This is a genomic window from Bacteroides sp. RCH18 (genome assembly GCF_058231005.1).
In genome coordinates, this window is sequence record NZ_JBIPTC010000002.1 from 396,617 (window position 1) to 422,180 (window position 25,564).

Here is a 25,564-nt window from a genome sequence, read left to right on the forward strand (position 1 = left end):
ATGGCAAAAGACTATAGATTAGAAAAGCGGAAATTTGTTATCGGGGGGATTGCTTTAACTATTGTGTTGATTTATCTGATACGCCTCTTCGTATTGCAGATAACGACAGATGACTACAAGAAGAATGCCGACAGCAATGCTTTCCTGAATAAAATTCAATATCCCTCACGGGGAGCTATTTACGACCGTAACGGCAAACTGCTGGTATTCAACCAGCCGGCTTATGACATCACTCTCGTCCCGAAAGAGGTAGAAAATCTGGATACACTCGATTTATGTGAATCGTTAGGCATTACTCGTGCTCAGTTCCTTAAGATCATGAGTGATATGAGAGACCGTCGCCGCAATCCGGGATATTCTCGATATACCAACCAGTTGTTCATGTCACAACTCTCTGCGGAGGAGTGCGGTGTCTTCCAGGAGAAACTGTTCAAGTTTCCCGGTTTTTATATTCAGCGGCGTACGATCCGGCAATATTCATACAATGCTGCCGCCCATGCTTTGGGGGATATCGGTGAGGTATCCGTTAAAGATATGGAGGCGGATGAAGAGGGATACTACATCCGTGGAGATTATGTAGGAAAACTGGGGGTCGAGAGATCGTACGAGAAACACCTGCGTGGAGAAAAGGGAGTAGAGATTCTGTTGCGCGATGCGCACGGACGTATCCAGGGACGTTATATGGACGGAGAGTATGACCGTCCTTCCATTCCCGGCAAGAATCTGACTTTGAGTCTCGACATTGATTTGCAGATATTAGGCGAACGGTTATTGAAAAATAAGATTGGAAGTATCGTAGCTATCGAACCGGAAACCGGAGAAATCCTTTGTCTGGTTTCTTCTCCGAATTATGATCCGCATCTGATGATTGGTCGTCAGCGTGGTAAGAACCACCTGATGCTGCAACGTGATAAACAGAAACCGTTGCTCAATCGTGCATTGATGGGAGTCTATCCTCCGGGGTCAACTTTCAAGACGGCACAGGGACTGACCTTCTTGCAAGAAGGAATCATTACCGAGCAAAGTCCTTCTTTCCCCTGTTCTCGTGGTTTCCATTATGGACGTCTGACAGTGGGATGTCATGCTCACGGCTCACCTTTGCCATTGATTCCGGCTATTGCGACTTCCTGCAACTCCTATTTCTGTTGGGGGCTGTTCCGAATGTTCGGCGATCGCAAGTATGGTTCACCACAGAATGCCATCACAGTCTGGAAAGATCACATGGTTTCTCAGGGATTCGGCTATAAGTTAGGAGTCGATTTGCCCGGAGAGAAACGGGGCTTGATACCGAACGCACAATTTTATGACAAGGCTTATCGTGGACACTGGAACGGACTGACGGTCATCAGTATCTCCATCGGACAAGGTGAAATTCTGTCTACCCCTCTTCAGATAGCTAACTTAGGGGCAACGATTGCCAATCGCGGACATTTTACAACACCACATATTGTGAAGGAAATTCAGGATGCGCAGTTGGATAGCATTTATCGACATCCACGCAACACAACCATAGAGCGAAGACATTATGAATCTGTGGTAGAAGGAATGCGTGCTGCTGCCACCGGAGGTACTTGCCGTATGCTGTCCGTGATGGTTCCGGAACTTGAAGCCTGTGGAAAGACAGGAACGGCGCAGAATCGCGGACATGACCATTCGGTGTTTATGGGCTTTGCTCCGATGAACCAGCCTAAGATTGCCATTGCGGTATATGTGGAGAATGGAGGTTGGGGAGCGACTTATGGAGTGCCGATCGGTGCATTGATGATGGAACAATATATGAAAGGGAAATTGTCGCCCGAGAATGAGTTAAGAGCAGAAGAAATCAGTAACAGAATCATTTTATATGGTAACGAGGAACGATAGTTTGTGGAAAACACTGGATTGGGTAACGATTGGTATCTATCTGCTTTTGATTGTCGGCGGATGGTTCAGCGTTTGCGGTGCCAGCTATGACTATGGCGATCGTGACTTCTTTGATTTCTCTACCCGTGCCGGAAAGCAGTTTGTATGGATTATTTGCTCCTTTGGTTTGGGATTTGTCTTGCTGATGCTGGAAGACCGGATGTATGATATGTTCGCGTACATTATATATGTAGGGATGATTGTGCTGCTTATTGTTACCATCTTTATCGCACCGGATACGAAAGGGTCGCGTTCGTGGCTGGTGATGGGGCCGGTCAGCTTGCAACCCGCCGAGTTTGCCAAGTTTGCTACGGCACTGGCGCTGGCGAAATATATGAACTCATACTCATTCAGCATAAAGAAAGAAAAGTGTGCCTTCGTCTTGGGCTTTATCATTCTTCTTCCGATGCTCCTGATTATCGGACAGCGGGAGACGGGGTCGGCATTAGTCTATCTTGCTTTCTTTTTGGTGCTTTATCGGGAGGGAATGCCCGGTGTAGTGCTTTTTGCCGGTCTGTGTGCAGTGATTTACTTTGTTGTCGGCATCCGTTTTGACGAGGTTTTTATTGCCGATACTCCTACACCGTTAGGCGAATTTATTGTGCTGTTATTGATTCTGTTGTTTGCCGGAGGAATGGTATGGGTGTACCCCAAAAAGTGGGAACCTACACGGAACATTATCGGAGGAAGCCTGATTGTTCTGCTTATCGCATATTTAATATCGGAATACGGAATACACTTCAGTTTGGTATGGGTGCAATGGGGGCTTTGTGTTCTTGTGATAGGTTATCTGCTCTATCTGGCATTGAGAGAGCGTCAACGTTCCTATTTTCTGATTGCTCTGTTTGCTATCGGATCTATCGGCTTCCTGTATTCCAGTAATTACGTATTTGATAACATCTTGGAATCCCATCAGCAAATCCGCATCAAGGTTGTACTCGGTATGGAAGAAGACCTGACGGGAGCGGGATATAATGTCAATCAGTCAAAGATAGCCATCGGTTCCGGTGGATTGACTGGAAAAGGCTTTCTGAATGGCACACAGACGAAACTGAAATATGTGCCCGAACAAGATACTGACTTTATCTTCTGTACAGTGGGAGAGGAGCAGGGATTTGTCGGTTCGGCTGCTGTCCTGTTGGCTTTCCTTATATTGATTCTGAGACTGATTGCTTTATCCGAGCGGCAGACTTCCATTTTTGCACGTGTCTATGGATATTCCGTTGTCAGTATCTTCCTTTTCCATCTTTTTATTAATGTCGGGATGGTGCTTGGGCTGACTCCGGTCATTGGTATTCCTTTACCGTTCTTCAGTTACGGAGGTTCTTCCTTGTGGGGATTCACCATTTTATTGTTTATCTTCCTGAGGCTGGATGCCGGAAGAGGCAGAAGGCTTTAATCTATTCTCCTTGTTTTTCAATTCGGATACCGACGTCATTGAGTCCGGTTAATTTCTCATCCTGCATTCCGTGCACAATCTTAACTGTGTAGTTTCCGGGATGCAGCGGGCGGACAGATTTGACAAAAATAGCTGTTTGATAGATACTTCCCCAGCCATTTCCTGTCCATCTTCCTGTGGAATCAGCCAGGTTGACCGCTATCGTGTCAGTACGCCATACTGTGGAATCAAGCAGGTTTTCATGAATGAATAAGTAAAGGTTGCGGTAAGGGTATTCACTTCTGTTGCGAACTTCCGCAAATAATCTGAGTGTACCAGGAATGCTGTCCGTAACAGGACACTGAAAAGAGAGTGTATCACTCTTTCCCCATCCCTCATTGGGCAGGGACTGGTAGGAGTGATACACGGTATTTTCATTACAGGCTGCCATGAAGCAGACACCGAATAAACAAAATAAGCTATTCCTGAGCAGGCTTTTCATTATTTTGCGGCTTCTCTTGATTCGAATTTCTTTCAGGTCTGGGAGTACGTTCCTGGTTGGGCTGCCTTCCTTGTTCCTGCGGGCGTTCCTGATTTAGAGGACGTTCCTGTTTGGGTTGTCGTTCTCTATTCTGCGGACGTTCCTGATTGCGTTCCTGATTTACCGGACGCTCTTGATTTTGTGAACGCTCTTGATTCTGCGGACGGTTCGGATTCTGTGGACGTTCCTGATTCTGACCTCTTTCCGGACGTCTGTTCTCATTATTCCGTCCTTGATTCTGTCCTCTGTTCCGGTTATTATTGTTATTGTTTCTCGGACGATTTTCTCTGTCTCCTCTTTCTCCTCTGTTGCCGTTCTCTGACGGTTGGGGACGATTCTCGTTCTCCCCCCTCTGAGGTTGCTGCGGACGATTTCCACCTTCGGCCTGTGCCTGCGGGCGGTTGTCATTATTTCCTTTTCTCTTCTTCTTGTTCCGGTTACCGTTGTTTCCGTCCTTATTATTTCGGTTACGGTCGAAGCGGGTGAGGCTTTCCTGTTCCAGCAAGTCAATCGGCTTTTTGGATTCTTGCTTCACTTCAGCTTCGAGCAAACTATCCGGTTTCATTCCTTTCTTGTTCATGGCAATCACCTCAAAGGCACGTTTTCCACTGATTGTTACTAGGTTGGCGGGGAAGTTCTTGTCCGTAGAGTAAGAAACATGATTACTCAGAATATCAGCTTTGAAGAAGTAGAAAGTGCCGTCCTTTGTTTCCAGTTCGATTTCTCTGGAAGGAAGGCGTTTCTGAGCTTCCACATAGCAGTCCACCTCATAGTTGAGACAACACTTTAACTTGGCGCACTGTCCGGCAAGCTTTTGAGGATTCAGTGAAATGTCCTGAAAGCGGGCGGCACTTGTAGATACCGACACAAAACTCGTCATCCATGTAGCGCAGCAAAGCTCCCGTCCGCAAGGACCGATACCTCCGATACGTCCTGCTTCCTGTCGTGCACCGATCTGTTTCATTTCAATGCGGACACGGAAAGCTTCGGCAAGTACCTTAATCAGTTGGCGGAAGTCCACACGCTCGTCAGCAATGTAGTAGAAAATAGCTTTATTGCCGTCGCCCTGATATTCCACATCACCGATTTTCATATCCAGGTTCAGGTTCAGTGCGATCTGGCGGGCACGGATCATGGTCGCATGTTCCTTCGCTTTCGCTTCGTTGAATTTCTCCATATCCACCGGCTTCGCTTTCCGGTAGATTCTTTTTATTTCAACATCAGTCTTGAAGTTGGCCTTCTTCATTTGCAGTGGGACGAGTCTTCCCGTCAGGGTCACGACACCGATGTCATGACCCGGAGCAGCTTCTACGGCAACGATGTCTCCCTTTTCCAGTTTGATTTTGTTGCTGTTGCGGTAATAGCCCTTTCGGGTGTTTTTAAATTGTACTTCCACCATATCACACTCTTCCGCGTTGCCTGGTATGTCTGCCAGCCAATCATAAGTGTTCAGTTTCTTATCTTGTCGGGAGCATCCTTTGCAGCAAAGACCGCCGCTCCCATTATGAAGCTTATATTCCATAGTTTATATATTTATTATTGCTTCAACAGTACGATCATCTTCAGTGAGAAGTCGAAGAATACCATCTTGGCATTTACATTTTGTTCTATATGTAGTTGCGCTTCGCTTAGTTCATCCATGATGCCCATTACGTTCCTTTCGTTGACGAAAGGAGCAAAGCGAGAGGCGAAATTCTGTTCGTTGATTGTCATGTATGTCAGATCACGCTGATGGAGATTGAATATAAAGTTTTCGCGGATCATGCGCTGACAGTATTCCAGAAAGTTCTTCTGGCGTTCACGTCCCATGCCGGCAACCTGTTCGCTCCAGAGCTTCATTTCCCTGATTTTCCGTTGATAGGACAATCGCATCAGGCTGACAAATAAGTCGAAGAAGAGCTGATTCTCTTCATTCAGGTGAATGGTTTCCAGTGCTTTGATAAAGTTCCCGTTTGCCAGATGGGCAATGGAAAGGCTGTCGGCAGGCTGGATACCATATTTGGACTGCAATACGCGGTCGATGGCCGGCTCGTCTATTTTTCGCACGTTCATGCGTTGAGTACGGCTCAGAATGGTAGGCAGAATCATTTCCGGAGCTTCCGATACGAGCAGGAAGATGGTTTTCTCAGGTGGCTCTTCGAGTAATTTCAGTAATTTGTTGGCACATACCGGATGCATCTTTTCGGGCAACCAGAGAATCGTGATCTTGAATCCTCCTTCGCTCGATTTGAGGCTGAGTTTCTTCAGGATCTCATCGCTCTCTTTCGCGTAGATGATGGCCTGTGCATTCTCGGCATCCATTTCTCTCAGCCAGTGATTCAGGTTGAAGTACGGATTCTTCAGAACGAATGGTCTCCAGTCGGCGATATAGTCATCGCACACTTCCCGTTTCCCTTTAGAACTTTTCACAATGGGGAATACGAAATGTACGTCCGGATGTACCAGTTTATTGAATTTCACACACGACGGACATACTCCGCAGGCATCCGTCTCACCCCGGTTGGTGCAACTGATGTAGCGGGCATAAGCGATAGCCAGCGGCATTTTACCGACTCCTTCGGGGCCACAGATCAATTGGGCATGCGGTATGCGCCCTTCATTCACTTCCTGAATGAGTCGTTGCTTGATTTCTTCTTGTCCGATTACGTCTCTGAAAAACATATCAATAAATGATTTTAGCCACTTCTTTGATACTGTCCACTGCTCCGATGGAGTAGAAGTGGATGCTTGGCACTCCATGTGCCATTAACTCTTTGCATTGGGCGACACACCATTCGATACCTACCTGTTCGGCTTCCTTGTCGTTCTTGCATTTCAAAGCCTCCTTGACCAAATCTTCCGGCAAGTCTACTTTGAATGTCTTGGGCACCATACTGAGTTGAGACAACTTCTTGAATGGCTTGATGCCCGGAATGATAGGCACATTGATGCCTGCTGCCTTCGCTTGCTCTACAAATTCGAAGTATTTCTTATTGTCGTAGAATAACTGTGTCACAGCATATTCCGCCCCTGCTTCTACTTTCTTTTTTAGCCAGAAGAGATCGGATTCGATGTTGGGAGCCTCCTCGTGCTTCTCCGGATAGCAAGCCACACCGTAGGAGAACGGACTGTTGGTTACTTTCATCTCCGAGCCGTCTACAAAGATTCCCTTATTGAAGTTATTGATTTGTTCCTGCAACTCGATAGCATGATGGTACCCGTCGCCCTCAGGAGTGAATACTGATTCATGTTTGGCCTTATCTCCCCGAAGTACCAGCAGATCGGTGATATTGAGGAATTGCAGGTCGAGCAGTACATATTCGGTTTCTTCACGGGTGAAGCCGCTGCACAGTATGTGCGGAACCACCGTTATATTATACTTGTTCTGGATAGCGGCAGCTACGGCAACAGTCCCCGGGCGTCTTCTCAGCCGGTTTCGCTGGAAAAGTCCGTTGCCCAGATCCTTATATACGTATTCGCTGCGATGCGTGGTGATATTGATATATTTCGGATCAAACTCCCGAAGGGTATCGATAGTCTGATACAGCTTTTCGATGCCTGTACCTTTCAGAGGAGGAAGGATTTCGAAAGAAAAAGCTGTTTTTTCGCTGTTATGTATTAAATCAATTACTCTCATTCTTTTTCGTTGATGTTCGTTGTCTACTTGAATTAAACGTGCATATTGGGACAAAAATACGAAAAAAGAAAGATTTCTTCTTGATTTGTTTGAAAATAGTTTGGTTTTTATCGCACTATTACGTAAAAGTGGGGATAGATAAAATAAAACGGACTCTTATTTAGAGTGTTCCAGGAAATTCTCCAGAGCGGTGATCTTGTCATTCCGCAGATATTGCATATCTATGACCGGAATGTAGCTGTAAGGAATAAACTGTAACAATCTCACTGCTGCGAATTTCTTGTCAGCTGACATGAGGACATCCAGCCGAAGATTCCCGCCTGTTCCTTTCTCTATATTGATATTGTTGGAAAAATTCCCTGATTCGATCATCTCTTTCAATGGTTCAAGGTATTTCAGATTGAAGGAATAGTTCTTCTCTTTGACCACGCTTTTAGTCGGCAGATATCTCATTTCCCTGGAACGGAATTTAAGTTGGTATATACCAAGTAAACAGAGTAATATATTGCCGATAAGATACAATATGCTATCTAAAGAAATGTCGTCCATAATGAGGAGGATCGCTTCAGGTAAGTGACATAATCCTATTAATAAAACAATAACCCCGATGATTGTTTTTTTTACGTTGAACCCTTGTCTGATATCCTGATTGGATGAACTATCAGTTCTTGATAATTGATTTGCCATAGTCTTTTCTTTTTATACTCTTTATACCTATTTTCTATGCACTTATGATTAAGTGTGGTTGCAAATGTAGGAGGAATCAACTGAAATGCGGTGTTCCATTCAGGACGAAAATTGTTCAAAAGGAGACTAAAGGAGTATAAACTTCGGGGTCGTTTTCGCATCTATTTGTGAAAAAAGGCAATCTTGAAGAGAGAATGTTTTGATATTCTCTTTTTAAGACTGCCTTTCGCTCATTCTCTGACGAGTCGGAAATTACTTGTCGAGAAATGATTTTTTCATTCTGGCAATGTCAGTCAGGTAATCCTGAAGATCTTGTTCATGCTCTTCTTCTTCAGCAAGGATATGCTTGGCAATGTCGCAGGTAGTGAAATCTTTTCCATTGGTAAAGTCAGCAATTTCCTGATAACGCAGTATTGCGCAACGCTCAGAAGCTACATTATCTTTTAGCAGACTTACAGAATCAAACCCTTGGGGAGCATCATATTTGCATCTTGCCAGTTCGAACCATTTCTTTGGGTCCAATACGGGTACTCCTTCCAGTTCGATAATGCGGTCGGCAAGCAGTTGCGCATGTCTGCGTTCTTCTTCCGCATGTTCTTCGAATTCGCCTTGTACGTCTGCACGCATGGCGCCTTCTACTACTAATGCACCTACCCAGTATTGGTAATATGCCAACCATTCTTCGGACAATGCTGCATTCAACTGTGAAATCAAGCTTTCTACATCAAGCTTTCCTTGTAAGATTTTTACGCTTTCTCTAGCCATAATTTAAAAGTTTAGGTTACTATATTCAAGTCGGGTATGTAACAGACGGGAGATGTTTTTGTTTGAGAGTTAGCAGTGATTTAACAGTGATTTTATATATGCATGGTATGCAAGCGTTGAAATGAGATTTCTCCTGTAATATATAAGTGTACAAGATAGAAAAATGCCAATATGGCAGATGGATTGATTGATTTAGGGGTGGATGTTCGTGTGCCATTTGGTATTCTTTTTTTTGTGTTCGGTAACCGGGAATGCTTGCTTCATGCTGAATCAAGCACAACCGGTTTGCTAAGACAAATGATTGAAGCATCAATAGCAGGCAAATAATAAGAGTAGATTCAAGGCGAGTATATTTTCTGCTTACTATGAATTAAACACGTGTTTTGCTCCCATGCTCTCACTTTTTGCTTGTATCGTCTTATTCATCGTTGTTACAGCTGTTGTAGCAAGTGTGGTAGCAGTGTGGGAGCAGGCATTTGCTCTCACTCTATATCCATGCTTTAATACACTTTTTACTTGATGTTGTGGTTTGATATTCAGCGTGTTAATGTCTGATAGCCCCTCTTTTGTTGTCTGTACTGTATTGGATTTAGTTGACAACCTCGTGAAGCGTTAGTTTCCTCGGAGGAAACGGCAGTTCCCTTTAAAAGGAACGGTCGTTTCCATTAAAAGGAACGCCCGTTCCCTCGCCGGGAAACGACAGTTTCCATTTCAAGAAATGATAGGAAACTATAAATCATTGAGATCTAGCTGTATAGAATGCTATCGGTAATGTTATAGAGTTTATGTTCATGTCTTAACTGATTTGAATCATTTCAGTATAATTTTGATTCAACTACTGATTCACATTTTTAATTTTAAAATATGCAACAGGGTTATTTGTAGTTTAAGAAATAATTCATATCTTTACAAGACAGCATAATACTTTTGAAACTGAAAAAAATAATTATTGCACATATTGATACTATCTGTGTTTTCAAGGGTTCAACGGAAAAATGGGAAAAGAATTTTTTATCCCCTCGTTTAACTTACTTGTTTGTTTTTTATTCATATAAGCAAAACTATAATAATGAAACATTTATCATATGTGTTAACACTAGTGCTAATATTATTTTTTGTAGCTTGTAGACAGCAACAATCAGTGTCTACTCCGTTAAATGCTGCAGAGCGAATACTCAAAGACAATCCGGATAGTGCTTTTCGTATTATACAAAGTATTCCTTATCCTGATAAACTGGATAAGGAAGATTTAGTGCGTTGGTGCTTGATAGCTGGTAAAGCTGCTGACAAATTGAATACGTCTCTTCCTCCTTCTTACTATTTCGATCATGCATATTCTTGGCTGATTAAATATGGAATAACTAAAGATCAAGTAGATATAGGGTTGTTTTGGGGGCGCTCTCTAGTGGCTGATGGGGAATATGATAAGGCAATGAGCATTTATGCAGAAGTATTGGCAATCGCAAAAGAGAAAGAACTATATAATGAAGCAGGCTATATATGTACGTATATAGCCGATCTATATGATTTTAGGGATATGCAAAAAGAGGCCAGACATCAATATGAGGAAGCGCAAGGACTATTTAAGAAAGCGGGAAATATCAAAAGTCATGTATTTGCTTTGCGAAATATAGCTCGTGAATGGGCCTTTTTCGATTCTTTGGAATGTGCATTAAAATATATGGGAATAGCAGATTCTATTGCTCAGCAGTTGCATGATAATGAGGTTAGATCTTCTCTAGATAATGCTTTGGGTAACATTTATTTGGCAATGAATCAATATTCTAAAGCAGAATATCATTTCCTTAAATCAACATCTTTGGATAAGGAAAATGAATTGTATAATACATTCTGTCTGATCAAACTATATCTGCAAGTTGGTGATATTTTAAAAGCTCGTGAGCTTTTGTCTACACTGCCTTTAGATAACTCTGAATATGAATATGGTATAGAGCGGGCTTTTTATCAGGTAACTAAAGCGGAAGGTAACTATAAAGAAGCACTTAAGTATCTCGAAAGTTGTAAATCTTTTAGTGATTCCATTACTATACTACAGAATAATACAAAAATACTGGAAGTAGAAAAGAAATTTAATAATTTGAGACTTAAAGAAAAGAATCATCAATTGGAACTCACTCAGCAAAAGTATATGATTATAATTTGTATATGTTTGATTTTTGGTATAGCTATCACATTACTCTATTTGCTGTACAGGCAAAAAACCAAAAATGAAATGAATAAGCAAGCCCTTGAGTTGAATAATATAAAACTAGAGTTGGCTAATGCCTTTATAGAGTTGGATAAAAAGAAAAATCAATTAGTGGTTTCGCAAAAAGAGAATGAAAGTAGTCAAAGTCGATTAGAAAATGAAATTAAAAACTTAACCTCTAATTATAAGAAATTGCAGCGAAGAAGAATTGTTACGTCAATAATTTTTAGAAAATTAGTGAATATTGCTGAACGTAATACGAATTGCAATGAACCATTACTAACGGAGCAATTATGGTTCTCTATTGTTTCTGAAATAACAGAAACTTATCCGAATTTAAAAATGTATTTATTAGAACGATACCCCAATTTATCAAGTCAGGAGTGGGAATATTGTTGTTTATGCATGTTTAATTTTGATTCGAAAACCGAAGCTAGATTGCTTGGTATTAATCCTAGTTCAGTTTCTACAAAGCGATTAAGGTTCAGACAAAAATTGGGAATCTCTGCTTTACAGGAAGAAGCCAACTTGTGTGAGTATCTGATTAACGAGCTTTTAAAATAATCCTATTTAAGTAGTTCTTTTCTGAATAAGGCAATGCATGCTGCTATATTGATAGTGGCATGCACTTTTTTTATTTTAATGCTCTGAAAGTCCCTTTGAAATAGTAAATGTATACTATATGTCTATGTTATTTTTATAAGTTGTTGATAATCAAGCTGTATTTGTCTATTCTGATATTGTTTTGAATATAACAAACGAATCATCTATCCCCTATATTTGCAAAAAAACAAAATTAATAAATATGAAAAAGTTTGAGCTTGTATTATTAGTGATGTTATTAATGCCTGTTTCTTTTGCAGTAGCTAACAGACATGTTGATATTAAAATGGAATGGCGAGAGGGGCAAAAAACTTCTGTTGACCCCGAATGGCTTAAAGTGTATGTGGATGATGAAAGCAAAAGTCTTTATTTAAATTTTAAAGACAGTTTTGCTCCTATAACTATTGAAGTAAAAGACATTGAAAAACAAATCGTTTTTCGAACTATAATATTCCCTGTTGTGGCAGGAGAGTATACTCTTTATTTAGGTGATCTATCATTAGGTCAATATGAGTTGTATATATACAATGCAAATGTTAAGGTTATAGGAAACTTTAACCTTTAAGGATTGATATATAGATATTTCAGAAGAATAGTATTATCAATGCAATAATTATTTAAATCTAAAGTTATGAGAGCAAACACAATGTCTAATTTAAGGATAAGACTACCTACATTTAGGTGAGATACTAATCTTTATCAAGTAATTTTTTGACACTTAATGTTTAATTTGAATAGTCATGAGAAAGTTATTTATGTTATTTTCTTTTTCTATGATGATTCTCTGTGGATGTACGGACGAATCGGAGGAAGTAAATACGAACAATGAAACTACTACTGGTATAACTACTAGGGCGGTTGGTGTGGTTGTATGGGAAGCTCAACCTGGCACTGTAGATATTCCTTTTGGACAAGCTGTAACCATAGGATTGGATGGCTCAGTAACAAAATGATGTCTAAGGGATATGTGCCTTTATTTATATCGAAAAGTTATTAATTAAAACTTGTAATATTATGAAATCATTATTTTTAAAAAGTATACTCTTAGTGCTATTCTTGGCTGTTGCAGTTCTTGCAAATGCACAAATTAAGTATTATTCAAATGGTAAATTGACAATTGGCAATACCGAACCTTATTCATTTTATCATACGACGTTTAGTGGAAACGGAATATATATGAAATGTAATGCTAGTAACTTCTTTCAAATTGATTGTAGTCCGGCTGCAACTCGATTGGCTAGTCATTATGATCAAGTTGTTTTCTATAATACAGCATCCGGAGTATATAATAGTATTCAGGTGAAAAATGTATATAACTATTCTGATGCTAGAGCAAAAATTAATATTAATCCATTAGGTTATGGTTTAAATGTTCTGTCTAAACTGAATGCTGTAAGTTATGATTTCAAAGATAAGAATGAACCGGCAGCTGCTGCTTTTCGAGTAGGTGGAGATGGTAAAGAAATTGGGTTGTTGGCTCAGGAAGTTGAGAAAGTTCTTCCGAATATAGTATTGACTGATCCGGATGGGAATAAACTAATTAATTATACAGCAATTATTCCTATAATGATTCAATCAATCAAGGAATTAAAAGCAGAAGTTGAGGCTTTGAAAGCAAATAAATAGATCGACTATGCAGCAAAGACATATAGATAGATATTCCTATTTTAATGAACTTGCAATAACTTCTCGAGACTTTTATATTGATTATCTCGAGAAGTTTGTTGCTATAAAAAGAGGTATGAATATATTGGAGATAGGGTGTGGGGAAGGAGGAAATTTGTTACCATTTGCCGAAAAAGAATGCAATGTAACAGGAATAGATCGTTCCGAAGAACGAATCTCTCAGGCAATTAGTTATTTCAATCTCTTAGGTTTTAATGGGCGGTTTATTCATTCTGACTTTTTTGATTTTAGTTCTGAAGAGGATATGAATAAATATGATATAATTTTGATACATGACGTTATAGAACATATAGATAAATATCGGAAAGTTGAATTTATGCTTCATGCTAAAGAATTTCTGTCTGAAACAGGTATAATCTTTTGGGGATTTCCTGCTTGGCAAATGCCGTTTGGTGGACATCAACAAATATGCCGTAATGGATTTTGTTCTAAAATGCCATTTATTCATCTTTTACCTTTATCTGTGTACAATAAAATTCTATTTATTTTTGGTGAAAATGATTCATGTATTAAAGAATTGTTGAATATAAAAGCTGCGGGGCTGTCTATAGAGCATTTTGAAAGCATAATAAAAGAAAGTAATGGCAGAATTGTAGACCGAATTTTGTGGTTTATTAATCCCCATTATAAGCAAAAGTTTAAATTAAAACCGCGCAAACTTATGCCAATACTTAGTTCTATTCGATATATTCGAAATTATTTTTCTACTTCCTGTTTCTACATAACTAAATGATTGTATTTTATAAGGAATTGGGGTTTCATATGTCCAGAGGGCGAACGAAGCCCTATTTTGTTTTAAGAGATACAACAAGCTGTGTGACTACTCATGACAGATACTTTCAACTTCCGGGCTTCCTTCTACTGTATCTAACCTGTGTTATCTAACCAGTGTTTTATATAACAGACTATTTCATGAATCTGATATTTCCTCTTATTCCATCCTCTTTGTTCCCTTTTCCTCCATCTTTTTCTTCCTTTTCTTTGGATTCCCGGTCTGCGTTTCCTCTGCGCATCTTCTTCACCTTTCCTGTATTTCCTCTTCATTTCCCTGGTGCATACGCCCGTGCCCTCGCCCTCCTAACGCGCGTGTGAATATAATAATGTGTATGCCTTTCCTCTGTTCCTCCTACATCCGAGAAAAATATGTTCTACAACATCCTTATGATTCAACACTTTAGCGAGTCTTTTCAAAAATAATTCAAAAAAAGAGTGATTTAAGTTTGGAGTATATTTGAAAAGGGGCTACTTTTGCACCCGCTTTCCAAGAGAAGAAAGCCTTGATAAATTGACTTAGTGTAAAAGCAAGTGTCTGCTTAACCATAAGAACAAAAAAACTTCCGATAAAGTTTGGAGGATAATGCTAAAAGTTCTTATCTTTGCAGTCCGATTCGCAAAGCAAAGGTGTTTCGCTTTTCTTCTTTACCTTCTTTCCCTTTCGCTAAGAGAGTCTGAGAAACGATAGAAAAAGAAAAACGAAAAAAAACTTCCGAAAACATTTGGTAGTTAAAATAAAACCTCTTACCTTTGCACTCGCTTTTAAAACGAAAGCAAGATGTTCTTTGAAATATTGATAAACAATACAAGTAGTACAAGAAAAAATAGAACCGTCAATACTTGTCTTATATGTAGTAATATGTATGAGTCATAAGGTATTAATGAAGTCAATAAATTGTACGGCATCCTGAACAGAGCAAAAAGCAGCAGCAATGCTGATTGAAAATACTTTTACAATGAAGAGTTTGATCCTGGCTCAGGATGAACGCTAGCTACAGGCTTAACACATGCAAGTCGAGGGGCAGCAGGATCTAGCAATAGATTGCTGGCGACCGGCGCACGGGTGAGTAACACGTATCCAACCTGCCGATAACTCGGGGATAGCCTTTCGAAAGAAAGATTAATACCCGATAGTATAATCAGACCGCATGGTTTGATTATTAAAGAATTTCGGTTATCGATGGGGATGCGTTCCATTAGGCAGTTGGTGAGGTAACGGCTCACCAAACCTTCGATGGATAGGGGTTCTGAGAGGAAGGTCCCCCACATTGGAACTGAGACACGGTCCAAACTCCTACGGGAGGCAGCAGTGAGGAATATTGGTCAATGGACGGGAGTCTGAACCAGCCAAGTAGCGTGAAGGATGACTGCCCTATGGGTTGTAAACTTCTTTTATATGGGAATAAAGTTTTCCACGTGTGGAATTTTGTATGTACCATATGAATAAGGATCGGCTAACTCCGTGCCAGCAGCCGCGGTAATACGGAGGATCCGAGCGTTATCCGGATTTATTGGGTTTAAAGGGAGCGTAGGTGGACAGTTAAGTCAGTTGTGAAAGTTTGCGGCTCAACCGTAAAATTGCAGTTGATACTGGCTGTCTTGAGTACAGTAGAGGTGGGCGGAATTCGTGGTGTAGCGGTGAAATGCTTAGATATCACGAAGAACTCCGATTGCGAAGGCAGCTCACTGGACTGCAACTGACACTGATGCTCGAAAGTGTGGGTATCAAACAGGATTAGATACCCTGGTAGTCCACACAGTAAACGATGAATACTCGCTGTTTGCGATATACAGTAAGCGGCCAAGCGAAAGCATTAAGTATTCCACCTGGGGAGTACGCCGGCAACGGTGAAACTCAAAGGAATTGACGGGGGCCCGCACAAGCGGAGGAACATGTGGTTTAATTCGATGATACGCGAGGAACCTTACCCGGGCTTAAATTGCAAATGAATAATCTGGAAACAGGTTAGCCGCAAGGCATTTGTGAAGGTGCTGCATGGTTGTCGTCAGCTCGTGCCGTGAGGTGTCGGCTTAAGTGCCATAACGAGCGCAACCCTTATCTTTAGTTACTAACAGGTTATGCTGAGGACTCTAGAGAGACTGCCGTCGTAAGATGTGAGGAAGGTGGGGATGACGTCAAATCAGCACGGCCCTTACGTCCGGGGCTACACACGTGTTACAATGGGGGGTACAGAAGGCAGCTACCTGGTGACAGGATGCTAATCCCAAAAGCCTCTCTCAGTTCGGATCGAAGTCTGCAACCCGACTTCGTGAAGCTGGATTCGCTAGTAATCGCGCATCAGCCATGGCGCGGTGAATACGTTCCCGGGCCTTGTACACACCGCCCGTCAAGCCATGAAAGCCGGGGGTACCTGAAGTACGTAACCGCAAGGAGCGTCCTAGGGTAAAACTGGTAATTGGGGCTAAGTCGTAACAAGGTAGCCGTACCGGAAGGTGCGGCTGGAACACCTCCTTTCTGGAGTGATGTCGTTACAACGATTTCATTGGTTCTATTATTGTACTACTGGTACTTGTTTATTTATAACATATAGATCAACCATCTATAGAAGTATAGATAGAGATAAACAAGAGAAAAGAAAGAAGCCGAGTCTAACATCAGGTAGACAAGGTTGAACTAGTCCTATAGCTCAGTTGGTTAGAGCGCTACACTGATAATGTAGAGGTCGGCAGTTCAACTCTGCCTGGGACTACTCCGAACAAAAATTGTCGTTGCCAATACAGTGTTGGAATGTTCAATTACTCTTGGGGGATTAGCTCAGCTGGCTAGAGCATCTGCCTTGCACGCAGAGGGTCAACGGTTCGAATCCGTTATTCTCCACCATCTCTGAAAAGAGAAACGATCTTTGACATGATGTACAAAAAGTAAAATTTAGTAAAGAGCTAAAAGTATATATCGAACCGTACGTTTTAAGTACCGCGATATTAAGTACTCCGGTTTAATACCTGATACTTAATACCTGATACTTAAAAGTAAGTTTGAAAGAAAGTAAGCAAGGGCGCATGGCGGATGCCTTGGCTCTCGGAGGCGATGAAGGACGTGATAAGCTGCGATAAGCTCTGGGTAGGTGCAAATAACCTTTGATCCAGAGATTTCCGAATGGGACAACCCGGCATTCTGAAGGAATGTCATCCATCTTTGATGGAAGCTAACGCAGGGAACTGAAACATCTTAGTACCTGTAGGAAAAGAAAATAATAATGATTCCCCTAGTAGTGGCGAGCGAACGGGGAATAGCCCAAACCACCCATGTTACGGCATGTGTGGGGTTGTAGGACCACGATGTCGCAAGACATTTGATGAGTAGAATCCTCTGGAAAGTGGAACCATAGACGGTGATAGTCCGGTATACGAAGTCAAATTAAGCGTAGTGGTATCCTGAGTAGCGCGGGACACGAGAAATCTTGCGTGAATCTGCCGGGACCATCCGGTAAGGCTAAATACTCCCGAGAGACCGATAGCGAACCAGTACTGTGAAGGAAAGGTGAAAAGCACTTCGAATAGAAGAGTGAAATAGTCCCTGAAACCGTGCGCCTACAAGCGGTCGGAGCTTCGTAAGAAGTGACGGCGTGCCTTTTGCATAATGAACCTACGAGTTACTTTTTCCGGCAAGGTTAAGCATCTTGAGATGTGCAGCCGAAGCGAAAGCGAGTCTGAACAGGGCGTCGAGTCGGAAGGAGTAGACGCGAAACCAAGTGATCTACCCTTGGTCAGGTTGAAGGTTAGGTAACACTAACTGGAGGACCGAACCGATAAGCGTTGAAAAGCTTCCGGATGAACTGAGGGTGGGGGTGAAAGGCTAATCAAACTTGGAGATAGCTCGTACTCCCCGAAATGCATTTAGGTGCAGCCTTGTGAGTTACTAATGTGAGGTAGAGCGACTGATAAGATGCGAGGGCTTCACCGCCTATCAAGTCTTGATAAACTCCGAATGCGCATTAGTTCTATCACAGGAGTGAGGGCATGGGTGCTAAGGTCCATGTCCTAAAGGAGAAGAATCCAGACCATCAGCTAAGGTCCCCAAATAAACACTAAGTTGAACTAACGAAGTCAGATTGCTAAGACAGCTAGGATGTTGGCTTGGAAGCAGCCATTCATTTAAAGAGTGCGTAACAGCTCACTAGTCGAGGAGTTTGGCGTGGATAATAATCGGGCATTAAGTGTTTTACCGAAGCTATGGGATCAGTAATGATCGGTAGGGGAGCATTCCACTCTGCGTCGAAGGTGAAGCGTGAGCTTTGCTGGAGCGTGTGGAAAAGCAAATGTAGGTATAAGTAACGATAAAGGGGGTGAGAAACCCCCTCGCCGAAAGACTAAGGTTTCCTGATCAACGCTAATCGGATCAGGGTTAGTCGGGTCCTAAGGCTCAGCCGAACGGTGAGGCCGATGGCAGAACAGGTTAATATTCCTGTACTACCTTAAGGAGTGACGTGGAGACGGAGCAGTGACAGCGCCGCGGACTGACGGAATAGTCCGTTGAAGGGTGTAGATGTTGATCATCCCAGGCAAATCCGGGATGAGAGTCGAACCTGATAGTATGGAGCGTTCTTCGGAACAATCCAATAGTGCGTGTAAGCATACTCCCAAGAAAATCCGCTAAACTTAATCCTTAAGGTACCCGTACCGCAAACGGACACACGTAGTCGGGTTGAATATACTAAGGCGCTTGAGTGATTCACGGTTAAGGAACTAGGCAAATTGACCCTGTAACTTCGGGATAAAGGGTCCCAACGAGAGTTGGGCGCAGAGAATAGGTCCAGGCAACTGTTTAACAAAAACACAGGGCTGTGCCAAATTGAAAGATTATGTATACAGCCTGACACCTGCCCGGTGCTGGAAGGTTAAGAGGAGATGTCATCGCAAGAGAAGCATTGAATTGAAGCCCCAGTAAACGGCGGCCGTAACTATAACGGTCCTAAGGTAGCGAAATTCCTTGTCGGGTAAGTTCCGACCTGCACGAATGGTGTAATGATCTGGACACTGTCTCAACCGTGAGCTCAGTGAAATTGTAGTATCGGTGAAGATGCCGATTACCCGCGATGGGACGAAAAGACCCCGTGAACCTTTACTATAGCTTAACATTGAATTTGGGTAATTGATGTGTAGGATAGGCCGGAGACTTTGAAGCAGGTACGCCAGTATTTGTGGAGTCGCTGTTGAAATACGGCCCTTTGATTATTTGAGTTCTAACTCGTAGTTGCGAGGACACTGTTTGGTGGGTAGTTTGACTGGGGTGGTCGCCTCCAAAATAGTAACGGAGGCTTCTAAAGGTGCCCTCAGGACGATTGGTAACCGTCCGTAGAGTGTAATGGCATAAGGGCGCTTGACTGGGAGACTAACAAGTCGATCAGGTAGGAAACTAGAGCATAGTGATCCGGTGTTTCCGTATGGAAGGGACATCGCTCAAAGGATAAAAGGTACTCCGGGGATAACAGGCTGATCCCTCCCAAGAGCTCATATCGACGGAGGGGTTTGGCACCTCGATGTCGGCTCGTCACATCCTGGGGCTGGAGAAGGTCCCAAGGGTTGGGCTGTTCGCCCATTAAAGTGGCACGCGAGCTGGGTTCAGAACGTCGTGAGACAGTTCGGTCTCTATCTATCGTGGGCGTATGAAATTTGCGTGGCTCTGACACTAGTACGAGAGGACCGTGTTGGACTGACCGCTGGTTTACCAGTTGTGCCGCCAGGTGCATTGCTGGGTATCTAAGTCGGGATTGGATAAGTGCTGAAAGCATCTAAGTACGAAGCCAGCCACAAGATTAGATTTCTTAGGGTCGTTAAAGACGATGACGTTGATAGGATGCAGGTGTAAAGGTGGTAACATCAAAGCCGAGCATTACTAATTGCCCGTTCACTTTCTTTCGGACGGTGCGGATCGCGATATATACGTTTAGCGAGCGTATCAGTAAGTTCATTCATTTGACTCTGATATCTTACTTAAGTTTTACTTTTCATCATGTCATAACCTTATTGAATTTATTCAGGTGGTTATAGCACGAGGGTTCCACCTCTTCCCATTCCGAACAGAGAAGTTAAGCCTCGTCACGCCGATGGTACTGCGTAACAGTGGGAGAGTAGGTAGCCGCCATTTTTAGAGAAGCCCTTCAGGTAGAAATACCCGAAGGGCTTTCTTGTTTTTTGTCCTTCTGAAATTTGTGACATCATTTTTAACAGCAATAATCCTCATAATACCTATTAAAAAAGTGAATATTTACTGGTAATTTGTATGTTATGAGGATATTTATTTGTATCTTTGTCGCCCGAATTGTAATCTAACGATTTAAAAAAGAGAGAAGCTTTGGGAAAGTTTGATAAATACAAAATTGATTTGAAAGGCATGCAAACAGACTCTGCTAAGTATGAGTTTGTTTTGGATAACCTTTACTTCGCCCACATTGATGGTCCTGAAGTTCAGAAAGGAAAAGTAAATGTTACTTTGACTGTGAAAAGAACCTCTCGTGCTTTCGAACTGAGCTTTCAGACAGACGGTATAGTATGGGTACCATGCGACCGTTGCCTGGACGAAATGGAGCTACAGATCACTTCGTCTGACAAACTGATGGTGAAGTTTGGACATGAATATGCAGAGGAAGGCGACAACCTGATTGTGATCCCTGAAGAAGAGGGAGAAATCAATGTTGCATGGTTCATGTATGAATTCGTTGCACTCTCTATCCCAATGAAGCATGTACATGCTCCGGGTAAGTGCAACAAAGCTGTTACTAGCAAGTTGAGCAAGCATCTCAAAACAGATGCTAATGAAGATAGCGATGAAGTCTTCGACACAGGTGGAGATGATATCGTAGTTGAGGAGGAAATGGAGGAACAAATTGATCCCCGTTGGAATGAATTAAAAAAAATATTAGATAATAATTAAAGTTTTAAGAAAATGGCACATCCTAAGAGAAGACAATCAAAAACAAGAACAGCAAAGAGAAGAACTCATGATAAGGCAGTAGCTCCTACATTGGCTATTTGTCCGAATTGCGGAGAATGGCATGTTTATCACACTGTATGTGGCGCATGTGGTTACTACAGAGGTAAGCTCGCTATCGAAAAAGAAGCAGCTGTATAATTAGTACAGTATACTCAAGACAGCCGAGGGGGAAAACTCTCCGGCTGCTTTAAGTATTATAGTATCGCTAATTTAAAATAGGTTTGATGGAAAAAATAAATGCAGTAATCACAGGAGTTGGAGGATATGTACCCGATTATATCTTGACTAATGAAGAGATATCAAAAATGGTAGATACCAACGATGAATGGATTATGACTCGTATTGGAGTAAAGGAAAGACATATTCTGAATGAGGAAGGATTAGGTAGCTCATACATGGCACGCAAAGCTGCCAAGCAGTTGATGAAGAAGACCGGAGCCAATCCTGACGATATCGATTTGGTTATTGTTGCTACTACTACTCCTGACTATCACTTCCCTTCTACAGCTTCTATTCTTTGCGATAAACTCGGACTGAAAAACGCATTTGCTTTCGATTTGCAGGCCGCTTGTTGCGGTTTCCTGTATTTGATGGAAACAGCTGCTAACTTCATTCGTTCGGGAAGATATAAGAAAATTATCATTGTCGGTGCCGATAAGATGTCGTCAATGGTTAACTATACAGATCGTGCTACATGCCCTATCTTTGGTGACGGCGCCGCTGCTTTTATGATGGAGCCCACTACGGAAGATTTAGGTGTTATGGATTCGATACTGAGAACAGATGGTAAAGGCTTGCCTTTCCTCCACATGAAAGCTGGTGGTTCGGTTTGTCCTCCGTCTTATTTCACTGTAGACAATAAAATGCACTATCTGCACCAGGAAGGAAGAACAGTGTTCAAATATGCGGTTTCAAGTATGTCGGATGTATCGGCTGCAATTGCAGAAAAGAATGGTTTGACCAAAGATACTATTAACTGGGTGGTTCCCCACCAGGCGAATGTACGTATCATTGAAGCTGTGGCTCATCGCATGGAACTCCCGATGGATAAAGTGCTGGTGAACATTGAACATTATGGTAACACAAGTGCCGCTACGCTTCCTCTGTGTATCTGGGATTTTGAAGATAAACTAAAAAAAGGTGATAACATTATATTTACAGCATTCGGCGCCGGATTTACATGGGGTGCGGTTTATGTAAAATGGGGTTATGACGGAAAAAAGGAATCGTAACGTAAGTTACTGAATTATAACACAAAAAACGCATCCTATTTCGATTCGATGCGTTTTTTTGTCTCAACCAATAAAATAAAGAGAAATGCATAAAGCAGGTTTTGTAAACATCGTAGGGAATCCGAATGTCGGAAAGTCGACATTGATGAATGCTTTGGTGGGAGAACGTATATCAATTGCTACCTTCAAAGCGCAGACTACCCGTCACCGAATTATGGGAATTTATAATACGGATGATATGCAGATTGTTTTTTCTGATACTCCGGGAGTATTGAAACCTAACTATAAGTTGCAGGAGTCGATGCTGAACTTCTCAACTTCTGCACTGACAGATGCGGATGTACTGCTTTATGTGACTGACGTGGTGGAGACGCCCGATAAGAATAATGAGTTTATGGGAAAGGTGCGTCAGATGACGGTTCCTGTCCTGTTGCTTATCAACAAAATAGACCTTACGGATCAGGAGAAGCTGATCAAACTGGTCGAAGAGTGGAAGGAACTGCTTCCGCAGGCTGAGATTATCCCTATTTCCGCCGCATCCAAGTTTAATGTAGACTATGTGATGAAGCGTATTCAGGAACTGTTGCCTGATTCTCCTCCTTATTTCGGCAAAGATCAATGGACGGATAAGCCTGCCCGTTTCTTTGTGAATGAGATTATCCGTGAAAAGATTCTGCTATATTATGATAAAGAAATCCCCTATTCGGTGGAAGTAGTAGTGGAAGAATTTAAAGAGGAAGCGAAAAAAATACATATCCGGGCAGTGATTTATGTGGAACGTGATTCACAAAAAGGAATCATTATCGGCAAGCAGGGAAAAGCATTGAAAAAAGTAGCTACCGAAGCACGCCGGGAATTGGAACGTTTCTTTGGAAAGACGATTTTCCTGGAAACTTATGTGAAGGTTGATAAAGATTGGCGTAGTTCGGATAAGGAACTGCGGAACTTTGGTTATCAGTTAGATTAAGAGTATTCATGCGACTGGGATAGTCGTGAAAAAACAAGGTATTGAGCTATGAATAATTTAGTTGCAATTGTAGGACGCCCCAATGTGGGCAAGTCTACCTTATTTAACCGTCTGACGAAAACTCGTCAGGCAATTGTGAATGAAGAAGCGGGTACAACCCGTGACAGACAGTATGGCAAGTCCGAATGGCTGGGCCGTGAGTTCTCCGTGGTAGATACCGGCGGATGGGTAGTGAACTCTGATGATATCTTTGAAGAGGAAATACGGAAGCAAGTATTGCTGGCTGTGGAGGAAGCAGACGTTATTCTGTTTGTAGTGGATGTGATGAACGGAGTGACTGACCTGGATATGCAGGTTGCGACTATCTTGCGACGTGCTAACAGCCCGGTGATTATGGTTGCCAATAAGACAGATAATAATGAACTACAATATAACGCTCCTGAGTTTTATAAATTAGGATTGGGCGATCCGTATTGTATCTCTGCTATCACCGGAAGTGGTACAGGTGATTTGATGGACTTGATTGTCAGCAAATTCAATAAAGAGACTTCGGAAATCCTGGATGATGATATTCCCCGCTTTGCTGTAGTAGGACGCCCGAATGCGGGAAAATCCTCTATCGTAAACGCGTTTATCGGAGAAGACCGTAACATTGTTACGGAGATCGCCGGAACAACCCGTGACTCTATTTATACTCGTTACAATAAATTCGGATTTGATTTTTATCTGGTAGATACAGCCGGTATCCGTAAAAAGAATAAGGTGAACGAGGATCTGGAATACTATTCGGTAGTTCGTTCGATTCGTTCGATTGAAAATGCGGATGTCTGTATTTTGATGCTCGATGCTACAAGAGGCGTTGAAAGTCAGGATTTGAATATTCTTTCTTTGATTCAGAAAAATCAGAAGGGACTGGTAGTCGTGATTAATAAGTGGGACCTGATAGAGGATAAAACAGCGAAAATGATGAAGGAGTTTGAGGCGACTATCCGTTCACGTTTTGCTCCCTTTGTGGATTTCCCGATTATATTTGCTTCTGCATTGACCAAACAGCGTATCCTGAAAGTGCTTGAAGAAGCCCGTAACGTGTATGAAAACCGTACGACGAAGATACCGACTGCCCGTCTGAACGAAGAGATGCTTCCGCTGATTGAGGCATATCCGCCTCCATCCAATAAAGGTAAATATATCAAGATTAAATATATCACGCAGTTGCCGAATACACAAGTGCCTTCATTTGTGTACTTCGCCAATTTGCCGCAGTATGTGAAGGAACCGTACAAACGTTTCCTGGAAAACAAAATGCGTGAGAAGTGGAACCTGACCGGTACACCGATCAATATTTATATCCGACAGAAGTAAAAGGTATATTCGTATGAATAAAAAGAAATCGCCCGGCAATATTCCATTGCCGGGCGATTTCTTTTTATTTAAGAGGATTATTCGTCTTTATTTAACTGGAAGTCCTTACGGCGCAAAACGAAACTGTTACTCAGGTATTTTTCACGCACAATCTTGTTTTCTGCCAATTCTTCCGGTGTTCCCTGAAACAGGATCTTGCCTTCGAACAGCAGATAAGCGCGGTCAGTGATACTTAATGTTTCCTGCACATTGTGGTCGGTAATCAGGATACCGATGTTTTTATCCTTCAGCTTCCACACAATCTGCTGAATATCTTCTACTGCGATAGGGTCGACTCCGGCAAACGGTTCATCGAGCATAATGAACTTCGGGTCGATGGCAAGACAACGGGCGATTTCAGTACGACGGCGTTCACCTCCGGACAACTGGTTACCCTTGTTCTTGCGTACCTTCTGAAGGCGGAACTCAGCAATCAGACTTTCGAGCTTGTCTTTTTGATAATCTTTGGGCTTATTGGTCATTTCGAGTACGGAAGCGATATTGTCTTCTACACTCATCTGACGGAATACGGAGGCTTCCTGTGCAAGGTATCCGATACCTGTCTGCGCCCGTTTGTATACTGGAAACTTGGTTATCTCAAGGTCGTCGAGAAAGATTCGTCCTTCATTAGGAGTAATCAGTCCTACGGTCATATAGAATGAAGTCGTCTTACCGGCACCGTTCGGTCCCAGCAAACCCACAATTTCACCTTGCTTCACGTCGATGGATACATGGCTTACAACGGTTCGTTTACCGTACTTTTTAACCAGGTCTTCCGTGCGAAGCACCATCTTGCTTTCTTCCATATTCTAGTTATTTTGCGGCAAATGTAGTAAAAATAAGCTGAA

20 protein-coding genes, 2 tRNA genes and 3 rRNA genes are annotated in these 25,564 nt (G+C 42.2%); 18 read left to right on the forward strand and 7 right to left on the reverse strand.

Annotated features, from left to right (window positions below):
- Together mrdA and rodA are read left to right on the forward strand one after the other, a co-directional pair.
- Positions 1–1,863 carry a penicillin-binding protein 2 gene (gene mrdA / locus ACHLI0_RS16740; RefSeq protein WP_490749720.1) on the forward strand — a complete coding sequence of 621 codons (1,863 nt, stop codon included), beginning with the start codon at positions 1–3 and terminating at the stop codon, positions 1,861–1,863.
- Entirely contained in the window at positions 1,844–3,301 is a 1,458-nt protein-coding gene (gene rodA, locus ACHLI0_RS16745; RefSeq protein WP_490749721.1) for a rod shape-determining protein RodA, read from the forward strand. The genes mrdA and rodA overlap by 20 nt, the downstream gene beginning before the upstream one ends.
- Before the next feature lies 1 nt (position 3,302).
- Here rodA and gldH read toward each other — a convergent pair whose 3' ends face one another.
- From gldH to ACHLI0_RS16775, 6 genes are all read right to left on the reverse strand, one after another.
- Positions 3,303–3,782 carry a gliding motility lipoprotein GldH gene (gldH, locus tag ACHLI0_RS16750; protein WP_490749722.1) on the reverse strand — a complete coding sequence of 160 codons (480 nt, stop codon included), beginning with the start codon at positions 3,780–3,782 and terminating at the stop codon, positions 3,303–3,305.
- Entirely contained in the window at positions 3,760–5,343 is a 1,584-nt protein-coding gene (locus tag ACHLI0_RS16755; RefSeq protein WP_490749724.1) for a PSP1 domain-containing protein, read from the reverse strand. The genes gldH and ACHLI0_RS16755 overlap by 23 nt, the downstream gene beginning before the upstream one ends.
- 14 nt (positions 5,344–5,357) lie before the next feature.
- Positions 5,358–6,482: a DNA polymerase III subunit gene (locus ACHLI0_RS16760; protein WP_490750165.1), complete on the reverse strand. Its 1,125-nt coding sequence runs from the start codon at positions 6,480–6,482 to the stop codon at positions 5,358–5,360.
- Position 6,483: 1 nt separating this feature from the next.
- Complete coding sequence (gene metF, locus ACHLI0_RS16765) at positions 6,484–7,437, reverse strand: methylenetetrahydrofolate reductase [NAD(P)H] (RefSeq protein ID WP_055220318.1); 954 nt, start codon at positions 7,435–7,437, stop codon at positions 6,484–6,486.
- 156 nt (positions 7,438–7,593) lie between these two features.
- Positions 7,594–8,124: a hypothetical protein gene (locus ACHLI0_RS16770; RefSeq protein WP_118337550.1), complete on the reverse strand. Its 531-nt coding sequence runs from the start codon at positions 8,122–8,124 to the stop codon at positions 7,594–7,596.
- Positions 8,125–8,376: 252 nt separating this feature from the next.
- Positions 8,377–8,889 (reverse strand): ferritin-like domain-containing protein, encoded by a 513-nt coding sequence (locus ACHLI0_RS16775; protein WP_008762757.1) that lies wholly within the window; start codon positions 8,887–8,889, stop codon positions 8,377–8,379.
- 171 nt (positions 8,890–9,060) lie between these two features.
- Here ACHLI0_RS16775 and ACHLI0_RS16780 point away from each other — a divergent pair, with 171 nt between their 5' ends.
- From ACHLI0_RS16780 to der, 16 genes are all read left to right on the forward strand, one after another.
- Positions 9,061–9,216: a hypothetical protein gene (locus tag ACHLI0_RS16780; RefSeq protein ID WP_195380848.1), complete on the forward strand. Its 156-nt coding sequence runs from the start codon at positions 9,061–9,063 to the stop codon at positions 9,214–9,216.
- Positions 9,217–9,958: 742 nt separating this feature from the next.
- Positions 9,959–11,662 (forward strand): tetratricopeptide repeat protein, encoded by a 1,704-nt coding sequence (locus tag ACHLI0_RS16785; RefSeq protein WP_414202990.1) that lies wholly within the window; start codon positions 9,959–9,961, stop codon positions 11,660–11,662.
- A 241-nt stretch (positions 11,663–11,903) separates the two neighbouring features.
- On the forward strand, positions 11,904–12,266 hold the full coding sequence (locus ACHLI0_RS16790; protein WP_195380847.1) for a DUF3244 domain-containing protein: 363 nt from the start codon (positions 11,904–11,906) through the stop codon (positions 12,264–12,266).
- 175 nt (positions 12,267–12,441) lie between these two features.
- Positions 12,442–12,654: a hypothetical protein gene (locus ACHLI0_RS16795; RefSeq protein ID WP_008762761.1), complete on the forward strand. Its 213-nt coding sequence runs from the start codon at positions 12,442–12,444 to the stop codon at positions 12,652–12,654.
- 61 nt (positions 12,655–12,715) lie between these two features.
- On the forward strand, positions 12,716–13,327 hold the full coding sequence (locus tag ACHLI0_RS16800; protein ID WP_414202992.1) for a tail fiber domain-containing protein: 612 nt from the start codon (positions 12,716–12,718) through the stop codon (positions 13,325–13,327).
- A gap of 7 nt (positions 13,328–13,334) precedes the next feature.
- The gene (locus ACHLI0_RS16805; RefSeq protein WP_414202993.1) at positions 13,335–14,120 is read left to right on the forward strand and encodes a class I SAM-dependent methyltransferase; all 786 of its coding nucleotides are present in this window, start codon (positions 13,335–13,337) and stop codon (positions 14,118–14,120) included.
- Positions 14,121–15,114: 994 nt separating this feature from the next.
- Positions 15,115–16,637: ribosomal RNA gene (locus ACHLI0_RS16810) — 16S ribosomal RNA — on the forward strand.
- 161 nt (positions 16,638–16,798) lie between these two features.
- Positions 16,799–16,872: transfer RNA gene (locus tag ACHLI0_RS16815), tRNA-Ile, on the forward strand.
- A 54-nt stretch (positions 16,873–16,926) separates the two neighbouring features.
- A tRNA-Ala gene (locus tag ACHLI0_RS16820) sits at positions 16,927–17,003 on the forward strand.
- Between the two features lie 159 nt (positions 17,004–17,162).
- Positions 17,163–20,042 (forward strand): 23S ribosomal RNA (locus tag ACHLI0_RS16825).
- Between the two features lie 117 nt (positions 20,043–20,159).
- Positions 20,160–20,270: ribosomal RNA gene (rrf, locus tag ACHLI0_RS16830) — 5S ribosomal RNA — on the forward strand.
- Together the 16S, 23S and 5S rRNA genes with 2 tRNA genes alongside form the textbook arrangement of a ribosomal RNA operon.
- Positions 20,271–20,477: 207 nt before the next feature.
- The gene (locus tag ACHLI0_RS16835) at positions 20,478–21,056 is read left to right on the forward strand and encodes a YceD family protein (RefSeq protein ID WP_008760763.1); all 579 of its coding nucleotides are present in this window, start codon (positions 20,478–20,480) and stop codon (positions 21,054–21,056) included.
- A gap of 12 nt (positions 21,057–21,068) precedes the next feature.
- A complete protein-coding gene (gene rpmF, locus ACHLI0_RS16840; protein WP_002562387.1) occupies positions 21,069–21,254 on the forward strand; it encodes a 50S ribosomal protein L32 in 186 nt (61 codons plus the stop codon).
- A gap of 86 nt (positions 21,255–21,340) precedes the next feature.
- Positions 21,341–22,348 carry a beta-ketoacyl-ACP synthase III gene (locus ACHLI0_RS16845; protein WP_008760764.1) on the forward strand — a complete coding sequence of 336 codons (1,008 nt, stop codon included), beginning with the start codon at positions 21,341–21,343 and terminating at the stop codon, positions 22,346–22,348.
- Between the two features lie 85 nt (positions 22,349–22,433).
- Entirely contained in the window at positions 22,434–23,315 is an 882-nt protein-coding gene (era, locus tag ACHLI0_RS16850) for a GTPase Era (RefSeq protein ID WP_008760765.1), read from the forward strand.
- A 48-nt stretch (positions 23,316–23,363) separates the two neighbouring features.
- Complete coding sequence (gene der / locus ACHLI0_RS16855; RefSeq protein ID WP_008760766.1) at positions 23,364–24,677, forward strand: ribosome biogenesis GTPase Der; 1,314 nt, start codon at positions 23,364–23,366, stop codon at positions 24,675–24,677.
- Between the two features lie 77 nt (positions 24,678–24,754).
- On the opposite strand, the gene lptB is transcribed toward der, so the two are convergent.
- Positions 24,755–25,522, reverse strand: coding sequence for an LPS export ABC transporter ATP-binding protein (gene lptB, locus ACHLI0_RS16860; RefSeq protein WP_008760767.1), 768 nt, complete (start codon positions 25,520–25,522; stop codon positions 24,755–24,757).
- Positions 25,523–25,564: the final 42 nt, after the last annotated feature.

Bases quoted from the DNA above. Each gene is read 5' to 3' on its own strand.
- mrdA (WP_490749720.1), top strand. From the start codon at position 1: ATGGCAAAAGACTATAGATTAGAAAAGCGGAAATTTGTTATCGGGGGG.
- rodA (WP_490749721.1), top strand. From the start codon at position 1,844: ATGGTAACGAGGAACGATAGTTTGTGGAAAACACTGGATTGGGTAACG.
- gldH (WP_490749722.1), bottom strand. From the start codon at position 3,782: ATGAAAAGCCTGCTCAGGAATAGCTTATTTTGTTTATTCGGTGTCTGC.
- ACHLI0_RS16755 (WP_490749724.1), bottom strand. From the start codon at position 5,343: ATGGAATATAAGCTTCATAATGGGAGCGGCGGTCTTTGCTGCAAAGGA.
- ACHLI0_RS16760 (WP_490750165.1), bottom strand. From the start codon at position 6,482: ATGTTTTTCAGAGACGTAATCGGACAAGAAGAAATCAAGCAACGACTC.
- metF (WP_055220318.1), bottom strand. From the start codon at position 7,437: ATGAGAGTAATTGATTTAATACATAACAGCGAAAAAACAGCTTTTTCT.
- ACHLI0_RS16770 (WP_118337550.1), bottom strand. From the start codon at position 8,124: ATGGCAAATCAATTATCAAGAACTGATAGTTCATCCAATCAGGATATC.
- ACHLI0_RS16775 (WP_008762757.1), bottom strand. From the start codon at position 8,889: ATGGCTAGAGAAAGCGTAAAAATCTTACAAGGAAAGCTTGATGTAGAA.
- ACHLI0_RS16780 (WP_195380848.1), top strand. From the start codon at position 9,061: ATGGCAGATGGATTGATTGATTTAGGGGTGGATGTTCGTGTGCCATTT.
- ACHLI0_RS16785 (WP_414202990.1), top strand. From the start codon at position 9,959: ATGAAACATTTATCATATGTGTTAACACTAGTGCTAATATTATTTTTT.
- ACHLI0_RS16790 (WP_195380847.1), top strand. From the start codon at position 11,904: ATGAAAAAGTTTGAGCTTGTATTATTAGTGATGTTATTAATGCCTGTT.
- ACHLI0_RS16795 (WP_008762761.1), top strand. From the start codon at position 12,442: ATGAGAAAGTTATTTATGTTATTTTCTTTTTCTATGATGATTCTCTGT.
- ACHLI0_RS16800 (WP_414202992.1), top strand. From the start codon at position 12,716: ATGAAATCATTATTTTTAAAAAGTATACTCTTAGTGCTATTCTTGGCT.
- ACHLI0_RS16805 (WP_414202993.1), top strand. From the start codon at position 13,335: ATGCAGCAAAGACATATAGATAGATATTCCTATTTTAATGAACTTGCA.
- rpmF (WP_002562387.1), top strand. From the start codon at position 21,069: ATGGCACATCCTAAGAGAAGACAATCAAAAACAAGAACAGCAAAGAGA.
- ACHLI0_RS16845 (WP_008760764.1), top strand. From the start codon at position 21,341: ATGGAAAAAATAAATGCAGTAATCACAGGAGTTGGAGGATATGTACCC.
- era (WP_008760765.1), top strand. From the start codon at position 22,434: ATGCATAAAGCAGGTTTTGTAAACATCGTAGGGAATCCGAATGTCGGA.
- der (WP_008760766.1), top strand. From the start codon at position 23,364: ATGAATAATTTAGTTGCAATTGTAGGACGCCCCAATGTGGGCAAGTCT.
- lptB (WP_008760767.1), bottom strand. From the start codon at position 25,522: ATGGAAGAAAGCAAGATGGTGCTTCGCACGGAAGACCTGGTTAAAAAG.